The organism is Achromobacter sp. K91, assembly GCF_003576205.1.
Lineage (GTDB): Bacteria > Pseudomonadota > Gammaproteobacteria > Burkholderiales > Burkholderiaceae_B > Achromobacter > Achromobacter aegrifaciens.
The window spans coordinates 46,273-62,506 of sequence record NZ_QWFB01000056.1; the positions used below are offsets into that span (position 1 = coordinate 46,273).

Sequence of the window (16,234 nt, forward strand, 5' to 3'; positions counted from 1 at the left end):
CTGGTAGTACACGCGTGAATTTCTCCCTGCGCCAACTGCGCGGCTTCCTTGCCGTAGCCGAACATGCCAGCTTCACCAAGGCCGCGGCCCAACTGCACCTGACGCAGGCCGGCCTGAGCGCCATGGTGCGCGAATTCGAACAGAGCATAGGCAGCCGCCTGTTCGAACGCAGCACCCGCGCCGTGTTGCTCACCGATGCGGGACGAACGCTCCTGCCCGTCGCCCAGCGCATGGTCGATGAACTGGGCGGCACGCTGAGTCAACTGGCCGCCGCCAGTACGCCGCAGGCGCGCGTGCTGCGCGTGGGCGTCACCCCGCTCATCGCCAGCAGCATCCTGCCGCAGGTGCTGCGCGCCTGCTCGGCAGCACAGCCGGAATGGCGTGTCGAAGTGGCCGACATGGACCGCAGCCTGATCCAACAGGGTGTCGAAGACGGAACCCTGGACGCCGGTTTCGGCGCCTTCTTCCAGAAGGCGGCTGGCCTGCGCCGCCGCGGGTTGTTCCCCGCCGAACTGGTGCTGGCGCAATCGGCCGAACATGCCGCCCGGACCCGCCGCGCTCCCTTGCCCTGGCAGCGGCTCGATCCCGCCAGTCTCATCGTGCTGCCTTCCAGCAACCCCATCCAGCAACTGATAGACCGGCACGTTCCTCGCATGCCCGATGTCGCGAACCTCCCGCCGCGCCGCGTCTACAGCCACCTGGAAACTATCCTGGCCATGGTCGAGTCCGGGCTGGGCCAAGCCGTCGTACCCTCGTTTGCCGCCTTGACCGGCACGCGCTGGCGCGTGCAGCTCCGGGCCCTTACGCCCCGCGTCGCGCTGGACTACGCCATCGTCACCCGCAGTGGCCGCCGTGACAGCGCCGGATTGACCGCGTTCGTGGACTGCCTGAGAGCGGCGGCCCAGATGCGCGAGCCATAAAGAAAGCCGCCGCCAGTTGCCTGGCGGCGGCTTTCTTTGAGACTGCTGCTGGACTTAGTCCTTGCGGCTGGTCACTTCAACCAGGTGGTAGCCGAACTGGGTCTTCACCGGACCCTGGACCTCGCCGACCGGGGCGCTGAACACCACGGTGTCGAATTCCTTGACCATCTGGCCCGGACCGAACGTACCCAGGTTGCCGCCGTCGCGCGAGGACGGGCAGCTGGAGTTTTCCTTGGCCAGCTGAGCGAAGTCGGCGCCGTTCTCGATGGCGGTCTTCAGTTCGTTGGCCTTGGCTTCGGTGGAGACGAGGATGTGGCGGGCGGAGGCTTGTGCCATTTGGGGCTCCTTGCGGACTTGAATTGGGGAGGGGGAGAGTAACGCATTCAGCGGACTGGCGCTGGCTAGGCTAGGGTAACTCGCGGATGATGAACCACTGACGACTGTTGTGTATCCCTTCAATACAAGACGTCCGGGGGCCAGCGTTCCGGAAATTTTGTCACATATCGATCGGCCACTTTGGCCTAGGAATATGCTTATACGGCAGGTTCCTCTGGTCCAGCGTCGCCGACCCCGGCGCATCCGCAAAGATCACATGCCGCGCTACTTTCGAGAACGACGCCTGGAAATGCTGCGCCGATTTCACCACGATCAGCGCCTTCTCCTCCAGCCGGCACCCCAACTGCGTGAACACATCGATATCCATGGCCTGGGCCCGCACCGTGATCAGCACGATCTCGATACCATCTGCTTCGACCAGGGCGGAATTCCCCACGACAGCCGGCGATCCGGACAAGCCCGTCATGACCATGTCCGGCGTCAGCGCCTTGACCGTACACATCAAGTCCAGCGGTTCCCCTGACAGGGGGCTGATCTTGCCCCCGATGCGCAAGGGCAAGCGCGCGCCGACGCCAGCGCTGAAAGCGATGCGGACGGCGATGGGATCCCACATGGGGCCTATCGCCGCATTGCGCACGCCCCGTTCCAGCAGGCGGCGCAGCAGGAAGGTGGAGTCGCCCGCACCCCCGCCGCCGGGATTGTCAGCGGCATCGGCAATGACGACAGGCGTTGCGCCATATGCCAGAGCCTGGTCGATGGCTTCGTCCGGTTTGGGGTAGATGGGCGTCAACACTTCGCGCATGCCTATGAGCTCGTCAGCCAGGCGCCGCGCAAGCTGCTGGGCGGCCTGGGCGTTGCCGTCGGCATAGACCAGCAGCTTGGTCCCCATGTCGGGCACGTCGCCCCAGGCGAAGCTGTGCACCACGGAAATGGAGAGTATGCCGTTGCTGCCTTCCAGCGCGCTGATGCGGCCGATATAGCTGCGCGCCGGTTCCTGTGGCGTGCGGATGGTGACGACCATCTCGCAGTCGGCCACGGCGGCAACCGGGGCGATGCGCCGATCGACGATTGCCGCGCAGAAGTCCACCAGTTCCAGCGCGCGTTCGCGGATGTCGGTGTGGGGATATTCCTTGTAGGCGACCAGCATGTCGGCGTTGGCGACCATGGCGTCCGACAGATGGCAATGCGGATCCAGCTCCGCGCCGACGACGACCTCGGGGCCGACGATGCCGCGGACGCGCGCCAGCAGATCGCCTTCGCAGTCTTCGTAGCCGTCGGCCACCATGGCTCCATGCAGGCCCAGCACCACCATGTCGACGGGCAAGGCCTGTCGCAGGTCGCGCAGCAGTTCATCGCGCAAAGTCTCGTAGGCATGGCGCGTGGTAATGCCGCCGGGTTGGGCGCCGGCGGCCATGCCTTCGATCACGGTCCAGCCGTGTTGCGCGCCACGCTGGCGCGCTGCCCACAGAGGTCCGCTGAAGATGGTCATCTCGGGAGGATGGGTGCCTGCGGGGTAGTAGCCCCGGTCGGCAAAATCATCCAGCGAGGTGGGCAGCGGAGCGAACGTATTGGTCTCCGTGGACAGCGAACCGGTGAAAACGCGCATGGTACGAGTGCTTAGTCCGCGGTGGCGCCAGAGGCCTTGACGACGTCGGCGTACTTGGCGATTTCGGAAGCGACGTGCTGGCGCAGTTCTTCCGTCGTGCCGCCGCCGGGCGTGGCGACCATGCCGGCGAGCTTCTCCTGGATTTCCTTCTCTGCCAGGATCGCGTTGACTTCCTTGTTCAGCTTTTCCACGATGCCGGCGGGCGTGCCGGCAGGCGTGAACAGCGCGTACCAGGACGTCATCTCGTAACCCTTGACGGTGGCGTCGATGGTGGGGATCTCGGGCGCAAAGGGCTGGACGGTAGCGCTGGTGACGCCCAGTGCGCGCAGCTTGCCGCCCTGGATGAGCTGCATGACCGAAGGCGCGGTGTCGAACATCACCTGGATGCGGCCGGCCATCAGGTCGGTGAGGGCGGGCGCACTGCCCTTGTACTGCACGTGTTCCATTTCCACGCCCGTCATCATCTTGAACAGTTCAGCCGACAGGCGGGTCGACGAGCCTGCGCCGGACGAGGCGAAGAAAATGTTCTTGGGGTTGGCCTTGGCGTAGGTGATGAACTCCTGCACCGTCTTGGCCGGCACGGTGTTGTTCACCACCATGATGTTGGGAAAGCGCGTCAGCAGCGCCACCGGCGCGAAGTCCTTCTGGAAGTCGAAGGACAGTTCCTTGTACAGCGACACGTTGATGGTGCTGGCGTTCGAGCCCAGCAGGATGGTGTAGCCGTCGTTGGGCGAGCGCGCCACGGTCGCGGCGGCGATGTTGCTGGCGGCGCCGGGACGGTTCTCGACCACGAAGGTCTGGCCCAGCTTGTCCGACAGGCGGCCGGCGATCAGCCGCGCCACGGCGTCGGACGAGCCGCCCGGCGCGTAGCCGACCACGACCTTGACGGGCTTGCTCGGGTAGGCAGCTTCCGGCGAGGCGAAAGCGGCCTGTTGACTGAATACGCTCAGGGTTGCGGCAGCGAGGATCGAAGCGAAGAGTTTCATGCTTAAAGGCTCGAAATGGGCGTTACCTCGCATTGCCGCCGCCGCTGGCTTCCAGCTTGCGGCTCGCAACCGAGCGGATTTGAAAGTACGCGCATTATTCGCAATCGCAGGCCTGTAAATCAATGTAAGCTGCGAGGGATTTTGTTGCCAAAAAGGCAACGATTTAGAGAAATCGTAGAAAAAGGGGACAAGCATGGACGGAGGACTGAGCGCGCGGCGCCTGCAATACTTCTTCGAGGCGGTGACGACCGGATCGGTGCGCGGCGCCGCCGAGCGCCTGGGGGTGGAGCCTTCCATCGTCAGCCGTCAGATCCAGTTGCTGGAGACGGAGCTGGGCGTGGCGCTGCTGGAGCGCAAGGGCCGGGGCATCGTGCCCACCGACATGGCCTCGATTGTGATGGACCACTGCCGCGACCGGCAGGCCAGCGAGCAGGCCTTGCGGGCCCGGCTGGACGAGGTCAATGGTTTGCAACGCGGCGATATCCAGATCGTCACCAGCGAGGGCTTCGTCGATATCCTGATGAGCGGCGTGGTGGATGAATTCTGCCGGCAGCATCCTGGCGTGCGGGTTTCGCTGAAAGTGGCCGGCGCTTCCGACGCGGTGCGCGCCGTGGTGCACGACGACGCCCATATTGGCGTGGTGTTCGGCGCGCCGGCGGACCCCGGCATACGCGTGGTTCACACGCGCAACCATCCGTTGTGCGTGATCGCGTGGCCGGATCATCCGCTGGCGCGGCAGCGCAAGCGGCCGACGCTGAAGGACGTGGCGCGCTATCCGATTGCGCTGATGGGGCCGGGCTTCGGCTTGCGCCAGCTGATCGAGATGGCGGAACTATCGGAGAACATCGTGCTGTCGCCCAGCTTCATCGCCAACTCGGTGGTGACCTTGAAGCGCTATGTGGAGAGCCGCCTGGGGCTGACCTTCACGTCGGCGAACTCGGTGGTGAAGGAGGTGGCTCGGGGTGAGTTGGTGGCGCTGCGCACCACCAATCCCATCTTCGAGGCGGCGCAGACGCGGCTGATCGTGCGGGCGAATCGGCCGTTGACCAGCGCGGCTAGAGGCATGCTGGAAAGAATCCAGGCATCGCCGCTGTTCCACGGCGCGAAGCCGTAGCGGGCGATGCCTGGCGTGGTCCTGCTGTGACTTTAACGCACCGGCCAGCCGTACATCAGCCCGCCATCGCGGTACGAAGCGTTCAGGCCGCGCGGCAGCTTCAGCGGGCTGCTGGGGCCGAGGTTCTTCTCGAAGCTCTCGCCGTAGTTGCCGATGTTCTTGATGATGTTGTAGGCCCACTTGTCGTCCACGCCCAGGTTCTTGCCCATGCCCGGCGTCACGCCCAGGAGGCGCTGCACGTTGGGGTTGGTGCTCTTGAGCATTTCGTCGACGTTCTTGGACGTGATGCCGTATTCCTCGGCTTCCAGCATGGCGAACATGGTCCAGCGCACGACGTTGAACCATTGTTCGTCGCCTTGGCGGACCATGGGGCCCAGCGGCTCCTTGGAGAAGTTCTCCGGCAGGATGTCGTACTTTTCCGGGTTCTCCAGGTTGCTGCGCGCCGCGGCCAGCTGCGACTTGTCGCCGGTGAAGGCATCGCAACGGCCCACCGCGAAGGCGCGGATGATTTCGTCCAGGCGTTCGACGACCACGGGCTTGAAGACGATGTTCTGCGAGCGGAACCAGTCGGCCAGGTTCAGTTCGGTGGTGGTGCCGGGCTGCACGCAGACCGTGGCGCCGTCCAGCTCCTTGGCGCTTTTCACGTTCAGGGACTTGTTCACCATGATGCCCTGGCTGTCGTAGTAGTTCACGCCCACGCCGATCAGGCCCAGCGTGGTGTCGCGCGTCAGCGAGAGCGTGGTGTTGCGGGGCAGCACGTCGACTTCGCCGGACTGCAGGGCGGTGAAGCGTTGCAGCGCGCTGACCGCCATGATCTTGGCCTTGGAGGCGTCGCCAAACATCGTGATGGCCAGTGCGCGGCACAGGTCCACGTCCAGGCCGATCCAGCCGCCCTTGCTGTCGTTCACCGAGAAGCCGGCGACGCCGGTGGACACGCCGCATTGGACGAAGCCCTTGTTCTTGACCGCCTCGAAAGTCGCGCCGGCGTGGGCGGTCAAGGACGAAATGAGTAAGGCGGTGCCTGCCGCGGCCAGTTTGAGTGCTTTCATGGGTGTCTCCGCGCCATCCGGCGCATTTGTAGCGATCAGCCGAAGGCTGAGGTGCGGCGAATGGTAGCCAGCGGGCCGGGGCGGGAGTATCAGGGAATTCCCGTTAAATCCATGAGGCGGAATTTACGCGTCGCGAGCCGCCGGGAATAGCGCGGCATGCACGGCTTCAGGAGTGAAAGGCGCTTCGTAGAAGCGCAGCCCCGTCGCGTCGAAGAGCGCATTGGCAATCGCCGCGGGGCCGGGAACCGACGCGGATTCGCCGGCGCCCATGGGCGGCTCGTCCTGGCGCGGCATCAACAGCACGTCGATGGCAGGCAGGTTCTTGAAGCCGATGATGGGGTATCCGCCCCATTCCCGGCAGGCCACGCCGGCGTCGTCGAAAACGACCTTCTCCAACAGGCTGCGGCTTAGCGTCTGATTGACGTTGCCATGGATCTGGTGGCGGACGCCGTCGGGATTGACGACCATGCCGGTATCCTGGCCGACGACGATGCGCTCGACCTCGATGCGCCCGCTTGCCGGATCCACGCTCAGGTCGATGACCCATGCGGCCCAGGCGGCGCCGAAACCGGGGAACTTGCTATGCACGTAGCGCGCATAGGCGACGCCCCGGCCATGCAAGCGGCCATCGGCGCCGGGGCGGCCCCGGCTGCCTGGCGTCATCGGGCACCACTGCGCGCGGGCGGCCGTGGCTTGCAGCAACGCGATGGCGCGCGGATCCTCCAGATGGCGCAGTCGGTATTCGACAGGATCAGCGCCGGCCGCGTGCGCCAGTTCGTCGATCATGCACTCATGGGCAAAGGAGTTGGGCAGGGCCGACACCCCGCGCAACCACGATGCGCGTACCAGCGGCGCCATGTCGTGGCAGACGATGCGCCGGTTGGGATAACGATAGGGCGGCGCGGCCGTGCGGTCGCCCATTTCGAGCGTGCGAGGTTCGGCGGGAATGGCGCCAGTCAGCAGCAGGGCTAGCAATGGCGCGTCGTTGGAGGGGTAGCGGACGCCGAAGTCATAGGCCAGCAGTTCGCCGTCGGCATCGATCGCGGCGCTCACGTCCATCAATTGGCCTGTGCCCTTGGGTTCCCACTGATGCTCCTGTTCGCGCGTGAGCTGTACGCGGACCGGGGCGCCGACGGCGATCGACAGCAGCGCTGCGTCGGCGCAGACGTCGTCCGCGCAGTTGCGGCCATAGCAGCCCGCGGCCTCCAGGCGGATCAGGTCTATCCGATCCTCGCCCAGCTTGAGCAAGCGGTTCAAGTCGGCGCGCAGCATGTGGGGATTCTGCGTGCCGGTCCAGACCGTCAGGCGGCCGCCGCTGAAGTCGGCGACAGCGCAAGACGGGCCGATGGAGGCATGCATTTGATAGGGCCAGACATAGCTGCGGCGCAGATGCGTGGCGGCGCGGGCGCAGGCCGTATCGATGTTGCCTTCCTCGATCAGCGGCCGGGCGGTCGATGGATTGGCGCGGATGGCTTGCTCGAGATCATCCAGGCGCGGCGCGGGCGGAACAGGCTTCCAGCGTACTTTCAGCGCACGCATGGCGGCGATCGCCTGTTCCTCGCGATCCGCGACCACGCCGATGAAATCGCCCTGCGCCACCACCTGGACGTTGCCCGGCAGGTGGGCGACGGAGTCGCGGTCCAGATCGGCCAGGCAACGGCCGATGAAGCTGCCGGCGTCGCGCCCCGGATGGGGAGGGCGGATCACGCGGCCATGGCGCATGCCGGGCACGCGCACGTCGTGCACGAAGCTGAGTTCGCCGGTGGCCTTGGCGGGAATGTCGACGCGGGCGACGCCCTGTCCCACGATCTTGTATTCGTGGGCGGGCTTGAGGCGGACCTCCTGGTCAGGGGGCGCCAGGAGCAGCCGTATGTGCTGGCCGCGCAGCAGCTGTCCATAGTGCAGCTGCCGCGGGTCGTTGGCGTCGGCGGGCCGGATGACGCCCTCGCGCACCCGCAAGGCATCGCGCGGGATGTCCCATTGCCGAGCCGCGAGCATCAGCAGATGTTCGCGGGCCTGGGCCGCGGCGCGTCGCAGCGGTACCGCCGATATCTGGATGCTGGCGCTGGCGATGGTGGGCCCCTGGTTCGGAGCGGCATTGGTGTGCCCCAGCACCATCTCCAGGCGCGACAAGGGAACCTCGAGTTCTTCCGCGACGATCTGGGCCAGCGAAGTGCGGATGCCGGTGCCCAGGTCCACGTGGCCGTTGAAGGCGAGCACGCGCCAGCCGGCGGACGCGGTGTCCTGGGATGGCTGGCCGCTGTCGCCCAGCAACGCAATGAAGATCTCCGGCGTAGCCTGGACATAGTCCGACGCGACACCGGGCTGGCCGGGCGCGGGGCGCGGCGGGGCCGTGGGTTCGCGCACGACCAGCAAGGCGTCGGTATGGGCGAGCAGCGCGCCAGGCATTTCTTCAGGTTGAGGCAGGTTCATGGGGCTGACAGAGTCCGGGCCGGTGGATGATTATGCCGGCATTACCGGACGCCATGGGCAGGGCCGCCGTTCATGGCCGCGTGTCGGTTATCGCCTGGTCCATGGGCATGACGGCGGCGTACTTCTGCGCCATGTCGAACAGGTTGGCCTCGTGCGGCCCCAGCGCGCGGTCGCCGCAGCAATCGGACACGACCAGCGGCCGGAACCCCGCCTGCATGGCGTCCACCACGCTGGCTCGCACGCAGCCGCTGGTGACGCAGCCCGCAACCAGCAGGGTCTGAACGCCGCGCTGCGCCAGCCATGGCGCCAGCATGGTGCCGAAGAAGGCGGACGGGGTGCTCTTGCGCACCACATACTCGCCGGCGGCAGGGGCCAGTTCCGGCACGATGGCGCTGTTGTGGCTGTGTTCTTTCAGCGCCAGCATGGCCGGTACCTTCAGGCAGAAGATATTGCTGTCGGCATCGTCGTCCGAGAACACGATGCGGCTGTGCGCTACCGGCCAGCCTTGCGCGCGGGCGTGGGCCAACAGATGGCGCGTCTGCGAGATGGCTTCGGGGATGTTGCCGCCGCCCAGAACGGCCGGGTCGGCGAAGCCGTTGACGAAGTCGATGATCAGCAGCCCATAGGGGGCTTTGAGCGGCAGCGGAGTGCCGAAACCCTGCCGCGCATAAGCGGAGATGTCGCCGGCTGTGTCATCGATGCGGGCGGGTTGCTGGGGCGCGTTCATTTGAGCTCTCCACGGCGCGCAGCGCGGGCCAGTCCCGGTGCATCCTGCACGACTCCGTTAATTACGACTGGCTGGCCGTCCAGGGCGACGCTGCAGCGGCGCATCGGGATGTCGATGTGGCAGGCGGTAGTACGGCTGCCGCCAGCTTCGTTGTTGGGGCCCATGGACCACAGGAAATTGCCTTCGAAGGCGCGGGCGTCCATGCCGATATGGGCTTCCTTGTTGTAGTGGGCCAGCATGGACCATTGGGCGCGCGGCTGCAGGCCCCAGCCTATGTGGGATACGGCATAGGCCTCGGGATCTTCATACGCGGCCATGTATTCCTTGAGAATGTCGGCCTGCAGCCCGCCATTGATGCGGGTGACGTAGCCGTTTTCGACCACGAGCTCGATCGGATCGGTCACGTAATCCTTCATAGGCAGCAGGATGTCTCCGCGATCCAGTACTACGCGGCCTTGGCTATGGCCCTCGTTGGGCCAGGTCAGCACGAAGCCGCTGGGCCAATGATCCCAACGGCCGGGCTGGTCCACGAAACCATATTCGGAAATGGCGGGGAAGTCGCCCAACTGGCAGCGCAGATCGGTGCCGGCCGCCGATGTGATGTGCATTTGGCGCGATGCTTCGATCAGGCGGGCGGCGGCCTGCACGCGGGCGCGGTCCGCCTCGCTCGGCACCAGCCGGCACAGCACTTCAGGCGGCTCGATCGCCAGCAGGATCTTGGTGCCGGTCTGCAGGATCTCGTGTTGTTCGGGGGAGAACAGCAGCGTCATCAGGTCCAGCACGAGGTCGCTGGCGGTCAGCGCCGCGATGGCCGCGGCATTGCCGGTCAGTGGCGTGGCGCCCAGATACGCCAGGGCGTCGCGGCTGATGGACTTGTCGGCGTTGACGGGCGGCAGGTCCAGCCGGGTGACGCGCGCGCCCATGTCGGTGGCTGCGGCGATGGCGCAACGCAGGGTCTGCGGATGCGTGTCGGCGCCGGTAAGCACGGTGACAATCTGGCCGGCTTCCAGCCGGGAGAGGGTGAGCACCTGTTTCCAGGCATGGATCAGATCGGTATCGCTGACGGACATGAGGGTTCCTTGAAGCGGCTGAATGGAGGCGTGCAGGTCCCGTGCGCGGTATCAGTCCACGGCGTGGCCAAGGAAATCGCCGAAGGCGGCGTAGAAGCCGGCTTCGTTGTCCCACGGAATCATGTGGCCGGCGCCCGACACCCGGACGTGCTGCGTCTGCGGCGCCAGGCCTTGCCATTCGGCGACGTCCTCATCGCTCACGACGCCGCCCCGTTCGGCGGTCATCAGCAGCAGGGGCAAGGCGATGCCAGGCAGGTCGGCGTGTATGTCGTCGCGGCCGAAATCCTCGAAGCTCTGGACGATGGCGGGTTCGTGGCAGGTGTGCAGCCACTGGGCGCGCAACTGGCGTTGCGGTTCGGTCCAGGTCGGGCAGAACGCCCGCATGTCTTCGGCGGTCATGCCGCGCGTCGCCTGCCGGATGGAGTCCACGTACCACGCCAGGTTGGCGGGGTAGGCGCGGCGGCCCGGGCCCGAGACGGGCGGGTCGACGATGACCAGGCGCGCCAGCCCCTGCGGCTTCTTGCCCGCGGCGCGCACGGCGATGCGGCCGCCCATGGAATGACCGACCAGCGCATAGCGCTCCAGTCCCAGCGCCTGCGCGAACGCCGTCACGTCGGCCGCTTGCGCGTCCAGGCCATAGTCCAGGTCAGGCCCGGACGCCGACAGCCCGCGTCCGCGCACGTCCAGCACATAGGTGTCGAATTGGCGGCCCAGGCGTTCGGCCACGAAGCCCCAGGTGACGGCGGGGCTGGTGATGCCGGGAGTGATGATGACCGCGAGGCGTTCGGCGCGTTCGCCCTCAGGGCCGCCATAGCGCAGGTAGTGCTGGCGGATGCCATTCGCATGGACCTGGCCGCCGTAGAGATAGGTGCTGGAGTTCGTCGTCATGGGGGTGCCTTGAGAATCGGACCTAGGGTTTCCGATAAATTCAAAATAAAGTGTATACGCTCTATTCTTGCAAAGAGTGAGGCCGGTAGCCAACCTGGTTTTAGTAGTGGTTTTCACCTAATAAGGTGAAAAACATACGATATTTTTGATTTTGATTTTCGGAATTGCGAGCAAGTTGAAATTCTTGATATCAAAAAATAAAGCGTGTACTTCATAAATTTTCAACTCCAGCGCCTGGCGGCAGCATCTTCGTAAGCCGGCCGGCAACGCGTTCGCGCAATCACTTGTCCAGTCATTCATCATTCAGCAAGGAGTAGCCCCCGTGTCCAAATCCCCTCGTATCGCCATTGTTGGCGCCGGTCTTGGCGGCGCCGCAACCGCTGCGCTGCTGCTCAAGGAAGGACTGAACGTCCGTGTCTACGAGCAGGCGTCGGGGTTTTCGCGGCTAGGGGCTGGCATCCATGTGGGGCCGAACGTCATGAAGATCCTGCGGCGGATCGGCGTCGAAGATGCGCTGAACGCGCAAGGCTCCCACCCGGACTACTGGTATAGCCGCCATTGGGAGACGGGCGATATCCTGGCGCAGATCCCGCTGGGCGACTACGCCGTCAAGAACTACGGCGCGTCCTATCTCACCGTGCATCGGGGCGACTTCCACGCGCTGCTGATCGATGCCTTGCCGAAAAGCGCCGTCGCCTACGGCAAATCGCTGACCAAGGTCGAGGACCGGGGCGATGTGGTGGTGATGCACTTTGCCGACGGTACGTCCGAAGAGGCCGATATCGTGATCGGCGCCGACGGCGTGAACTCCCGCATCCGCGAAGAGTTGCTGGGGCCGGAACTGCCTAAGTACGCGGGCTATCTGGCGCACCGCGCGGTGTTCCCCACGCCGCCGGTCAAGAACGGCATGCTGCCCTTCGATTCCTGCGTCAAGTGGTGGAGCGACGACCGCCACATGATGGTCTATTTCGTGACAGGAAAGGCCGACGAGCTCTATTACGTGACCGGCGTGCCGGTAGAACACTGGGACTTGAACGACCGCTGGCTGCCCAGCAGCAAGGATGAAATGCGCGAGGCTTTCAACGGCTGGCATCCCACGGTGCAGGCGCTGATCGACGCCACCGTCGAAGTGACCAAATGGTCGTTGCTGGAACGCGATCCGCTGCCGCTGTGGAGCCGCGGGCGCATGGTGCTGTTGGGCGACGCCTGCCATCCGATGAAGCCGCACATGGCGCAGGGCGCAGCCATGGCGATCGAGGACGGCGCAATGCTGGCGCGCTGCTTCCGGGAAGTAGGCGTAGACAAGCATGAACTGGCGTTTGCACTGTATGAGGCGAACCGCGCGGAACGCGCCAGCAAGGTGCAGCGCATTTCGCACGACAACACCTGGCTGCGCACCAATGAAGACCCTTCGTGGTGCTTCGGCTATGACGTGTTCAACGAACCGTTGGTCGAACCCAAGGCGCGAGCCGTGGCGTAAGGGTTTGCGCTGCGTGGGGAAAAATGGACTTGATCCCCGGCCTGCGTAGCGGCAACCTTCCTACCTTTCAAACTCAGCCACGTGCCACGCCCATGGGATCCACCGTCTATCCAAGCAGCGCCCCGCAGCCGATCCGCCTGATGGTGAATGGATGCGCGCACGATGTGCCGGCTGCGCCCGGCACGGCGCTGCTGCACGTGCTGCGCAATGATCTCGAACTCAATGGCCCGAAGTACGGCTGTGGCCTGGGTGAGTGCGGGGCCTGCACAGTGTTGATAGATGGCGTGGCGGCGCGGTCCTGCGTGATTCCAGTCAAGGCCGCGCTTGGGCGTGCGATCACCACGCTGGAGGGCCTGGGTACGCGGCAACGGCCCGGGCCAACCCAGCAAGCCTTCATCGAGTGTCAGGCGGCGCAATGCGGTTACTGCCTGAACGGGATGATCATGACGGTGGAGGCGCTGCTGCGGCGCAATCCCTGCCCCACTGAAGCAGCATTGCGCAGCGAGTTGCACCACAACCTGTGCCGCTGCGGCACCCATGTAGAGATCATGCAGGCGGCCGTGCGCGCCGTGCAATTGCGCACGGCTGGCGTCGCGGACGATCCCGCCCCATGAGCGCGCACGTTTTCGGGGCCCCGCCGGCAAATGGCGGCCTGCCGACGGTTTTACCCGCCGACATATTGCATGGCATTGCGCTGCGGCCGCCTGAACTGGCGTGGGACGGCGTGCGCTATCGCGGCAGCCGGCTGCTGAGCGCGAGACTGGCAGAGGCCGGAGCCCTGGCTGGCGTGGTGGCGACGACGCAGCGTGCGCAGTTCATCGGCGTGGTTGCGGTGACCCTGCTGTATGCCCGGCAAGCCGCGGCAGAGTTGGCCCCCGTGTGGCAATCGGCTGATGCGGGCGAGACAACACGCATGTCCACGTCCGGCTCGGAGCAGATCCGTTACGGCTTGCGCCTGCCGTCGGCCGAGCCGCAAGCCGGCGTTCGCGTCACGGCTTGGAGCGTCGATGGGTATGCAGGCGTATGGCTGCCGGCGTGTGCGCCTGGCGTGCAGCATATTCTGCGGCGTGAGCTCGCGGCCTTGCTACAGCTGCCCGAGGCGGCGATACGGCTGAACATTGTTGACGCCAATGGTGCGACCGCAGTCCACCAGAACATGCCGCATCCGCTGGATCTGATGGATGCGGCTGCAGACGCTGCCTTGCTGTCGCAGGCCGTGGGCCGGCCTGTCTGCGTGGCCTGCCGCGCAGAGGCTGCGGACGAACTGGTGTTGCAAGCCCCTCAACCAGCGGTAGCGCCGGAACCTGCCTCGAACCCGCATGCAACGACGCCTGGCGTCGAGAGCACTCGCGATCAGCCCGCGATCCTGTGGGCGGACGCATCCTGGGCCATGCGCCCGAGCCTGGCGCGCTTGTTGAGCCAGCCCGGGCACGCGCGCGCGTCCGCCCAAGCGACGGTGCGCAGCGATTTCGCGGTACAGGCCGGTACTCGGGCGGCGCTCCCCTTGCGCGCCAGCGTTGACGAGTTGAATGCGGCGCAAGTGTTTGCCCAGGAAAGCCTGTGGCATGAGCAGGCTTTGGCCCGCGGCGAGGAACCGCTCGCGTGGCGCCTGCGGCATTTGCCCGAAGGACCGGGGCTCGAACTCGCGCGCCAGGTGGTGGAGCGGGCGGAGCTGTCCAGGGACGACAACGACGCGCCGCGGATCGGCGCGTTGCGCGGCACAGGCTTCGCCACGGCGCAGGTGCAGTGCGAGGACGAGACGGGCGCCGCGCGGACGGTATGGAGCGCCTGGGTGGCCGAGGTCACCGTACAGCCTCTTACCGGTCAGGTCGATGTGACGCGGGTGGTCGCCGGGCATGACAGTCAGCACTTGCGGCAGGCCCAAGGCGCGCCGATATGTGCGGCAATCGAGCATCAGTCGCCCCGGCTGCTGGCCAATGCCCGTCGCCTGCTGGCGGGGCCGCCAGTCTTCGATGACTGGCGCAGTCGAGCGCCGGATGCCGAAGACGAACAGCACGGCGCATTGAGCCTATACGAAGGACACGATGGCCTGTCGCGCCGTGATGCAACCGAGAACGGCGTGTTGGTCCAGGGACAATTGGGCATGGATGGCGTGGTTACGCTGCCCGCCGCAGCCGCCATTGCCAACGCCATCCAGGACGCAACGGGCGTGCGCCTGCGGCAGGCGCCTTTCGATTCCGAGCAGTTGCGGCTGGCGCTCGCCAGCCGTCGCCGCGAGCGCATGCGCAATCCGCTGAGGCGCGGCTGGGTCTGGCTGGCGGCAGGCATGGCGGGCGTCGCCGGCATGGCCGCCGCGCTCTGGCCTGTCAAACCGGCGCTGCCGTTGACGGCCGGTCCCGACGTGTCGCTGTATTCGTCACGCGCGATCGAGCGCGGTCGCCTGGTGGCGGCCGCGGGCGATTGCATTGCCTGCCACACCGCGCCGGGCGGCAAGGCCAATGCCGGCGGCCTGGCGCTGGACACGCCATTCGGCACGATCTACACCACCAACATCACGCCCGACAACGAGACAGGCATCGGCCGGTGGTCATACACGGCGTTCGAGCGCGCCATGCGCCAAGGCGTGCATCAGGACGGGCGCCAGCTGTACCCGGCCTTTCCGTACACGGCCTACGCCAAGCTGAGCGACGCCGACATGCAGGCGCTGTACGGCTATCTGATGTCGCAGCCCGCCGTGCGCGCCGAGCCGCCAAAGACGCAGCTGGCCTTCCCCTTCAGTTTCCGTCCCTTGCTGGCAGGCTGGAATGCGTTGTTTCACGACGCCACGCCGTTCACGCCCGATGCGTCGCGCAGCGCGGAGTGGCTGCGGGGAGCCTATCTGGTGCAGGGGGCCGGACACTGCGCGGCATGCCACTCGCCGCGCAACCGCCTGGGGGCGGAAAAGACGGGCGTGCATTACCTGGCTGGCGGCGAGGCCGAGGGCTGGACCGCACCCGCGCTGAACCAATTGGCTGCGGGCTCGCGGGCCTGGACGGGAGAGGAATTGTTCCAGTATCTGCGCACGGGGTACTCGCCCCGCCACGGTGTGGCGGCGGGTCCGATGGCGCCGGTGATCCAGGGGTTGGCCGAGCTGCCGGACAGCGACGTAAGGGCCATCACCACGTATTTGCTGGATCTGCCGCAAGCGGCGGGCGCTGCCGGGGCCAAAGCTGCTGAGGCCTCGTCGGCTCCCGCGCCGGCCGCAGCCACGATCCAATCCCTACAGGGCCGGCGGGCAAACGGCGAACGTGTCTACCAGAACGCATGCGCGGTCTGTCACGAGGCAGGCAGCGGCCCGACGCTGTTTGGCGTGAAACCCCAATTGAACGCGAACACCAATCTGCACGCCGCTACGCCCGACAACCTGATCCAGGTGATTCTTAACGGCATCCAGAATCCGGCCAATGACGAGCTGGGCTACATGCCGGGATTCAAGGACAGCCTTGACGATAGACAGATCGCGGACCTGGTCGGCTATTTGCGGGAACGCCACGCGCCAGGGAAAGACGCCTGGCCAGACACGACGAACACGATTAGCAAGCTGCGCGAGCACGCGGAGCTGAACTAAAGGAAGCGCGGCCACAACGCGTGCGGCAGTTTGTGTTGATCACAACAAGGGGTTTCA

The 16,234-nt window shown here is 66.0% G+C and carries 13 protein-coding genes; 5 read left to right on the forward strand and 8 right to left on the reverse strand.

Features of this window, described 5'->3' with window-relative positions:
* Window positions 1-14: 14 nt before the first annotated feature.
* Window positions 15-920, forward strand: coding sequence for a LysR family transcriptional regulator (locus tag DXK93_RS27050; protein ID WP_119451699.1), 906 nt, complete (start codon window positions 15-17; stop codon window positions 918-920).
* Window positions 921-974: 54 nt separating this feature from the next.
* Here DXK93_RS27050 and DXK93_RS27055 read toward each other — a convergent pair whose 3' ends face one another.
* The 3 genes from DXK93_RS27055 to DXK93_RS27065 all read right to left on the reverse strand — a co-directional run bounded on the left by DXK93_RS27055 (window position 975) and on the right by DXK93_RS27065 (window position 3,848).
* The gene (locus DXK93_RS27055) at window positions 975-1,256 is read right to left on the reverse strand and encodes a peptidylprolyl isomerase (protein ID WP_006385706.1); all 282 of its coding nucleotides are present in this window, start codon (window positions 1,254-1,256) and stop codon (window positions 975-977) included.
* Window positions 1,257-1,416: 160 nt separating this feature from the next.
* Entirely contained in the window at window positions 1,417-2,862 is a 1,446-nt protein-coding gene (locus DXK93_RS27060) for a M81 family metallopeptidase (protein WP_119451700.1), read from the reverse strand.
* Window positions 2,863-2,873: 11 nt separating this feature from the next.
* Window positions 2,874-3,848: a tripartite tricarboxylate transporter substrate binding protein gene (locus DXK93_RS27065; RefSeq protein ID WP_054458863.1), complete on the reverse strand. Its 975-nt coding sequence runs from the start codon at window positions 3,846-3,848 to the stop codon at window positions 2,874-2,876.
* A gap of 193 nt (window positions 3,849-4,041) precedes the next feature.
* On the opposite strand from DXK93_RS27065, the gene DXK93_RS27070 reads away from it, so the two are divergent.
* On the forward strand, window positions 4,042-4,962 hold the full coding sequence (locus DXK93_RS27070) for a LysR family transcriptional regulator (protein WP_119451701.1): 921 nt from the start codon (window positions 4,042-4,044) through the stop codon (window positions 4,960-4,962).
* Between the two features lie 32 nt (window positions 4,963-4,994).
* Here the strand turns inward: DXK93_RS27070 and DXK93_RS27075 are convergent, their stop codons facing one another.
* The 5 genes from DXK93_RS27075 to DXK93_RS27095 form a co-directional block, all read right to left on the reverse strand.
* Complete coding sequence (locus tag DXK93_RS27075; RefSeq protein ID WP_054458869.1) at window positions 4,995-6,011, reverse strand: amino acid ABC transporter substrate-binding protein; 1,017 nt, start codon at window positions 6,009-6,011, stop codon at window positions 4,995-4,997.
* A gap of 123 nt (window positions 6,012-6,134) precedes the next feature.
* The gene (locus DXK93_RS27080) at window positions 6,135-8,444 is read right to left on the reverse strand and encodes a molybdopterin cofactor-binding domain-containing protein (RefSeq protein WP_119451702.1); all 2,310 of its coding nucleotides are present in this window, start codon (window positions 8,442-8,444) and stop codon (window positions 6,135-6,137) included.
* A 70-nt stretch (window positions 8,445-8,514) separates the two neighbouring features.
* Window positions 8,515-9,171, reverse strand: coding sequence for an isochorismatase family protein (locus DXK93_RS27085; protein WP_054458873.1), 657 nt, complete (start codon window positions 9,169-9,171; stop codon window positions 8,515-8,517).
* On the reverse strand, window positions 9,168-10,241 hold the full coding sequence (locus DXK93_RS27090; protein WP_119451703.1) for a 2,5-dihydroxypyridine 5,6-dioxygenase: 1,074 nt from the start codon (window positions 10,239-10,241) through the stop codon (window positions 9,168-9,170). The genes DXK93_RS27085 and DXK93_RS27090 overlap by 4 nt, the downstream gene beginning before the upstream one ends.
* A 51-nt stretch (window positions 10,242-10,292) precedes the next feature.
* Entirely contained in the window at window positions 10,293-11,129 is an 837-nt protein-coding gene (locus DXK93_RS27095) for an alpha/beta fold hydrolase (protein ID WP_119451704.1), read from the reverse strand.
* A 322-nt stretch (window positions 11,130-11,451) separates the two neighbouring features.
* On the opposite strand from DXK93_RS27095, the gene DXK93_RS27100 reads away from it, so the two are divergent.
* From DXK93_RS27100 to DXK93_RS27110, 3 genes are all read left to right on the forward strand, one after another.
* Window positions 11,452-12,609 (forward strand): FAD-dependent monooxygenase, encoded by a 1,158-nt coding sequence (locus DXK93_RS27100; protein WP_054458878.1) that lies wholly within the window; start codon window positions 11,452-11,454, stop codon window positions 12,607-12,609.
* A gap of 92 nt (window positions 12,610-12,701) precedes the next feature.
* Entirely contained in the window at window positions 12,702-13,223 is a 522-nt protein-coding gene (locus DXK93_RS27105) for a (2Fe-2S)-binding protein (RefSeq protein WP_119451705.1), read from the forward strand.
* Window positions 13,220-16,177: a cytochrome c gene (locus DXK93_RS27110; RefSeq protein WP_119451706.1), complete on the forward strand. Its 2,958-nt coding sequence runs from the start codon at window positions 13,220-13,222 to the stop codon at window positions 16,175-16,177. The genes DXK93_RS27105 and DXK93_RS27110 overlap by 4 nt, the downstream gene beginning before the upstream one ends.
* Window positions 16,178-16,234: the final 57 nt, after the last annotated feature.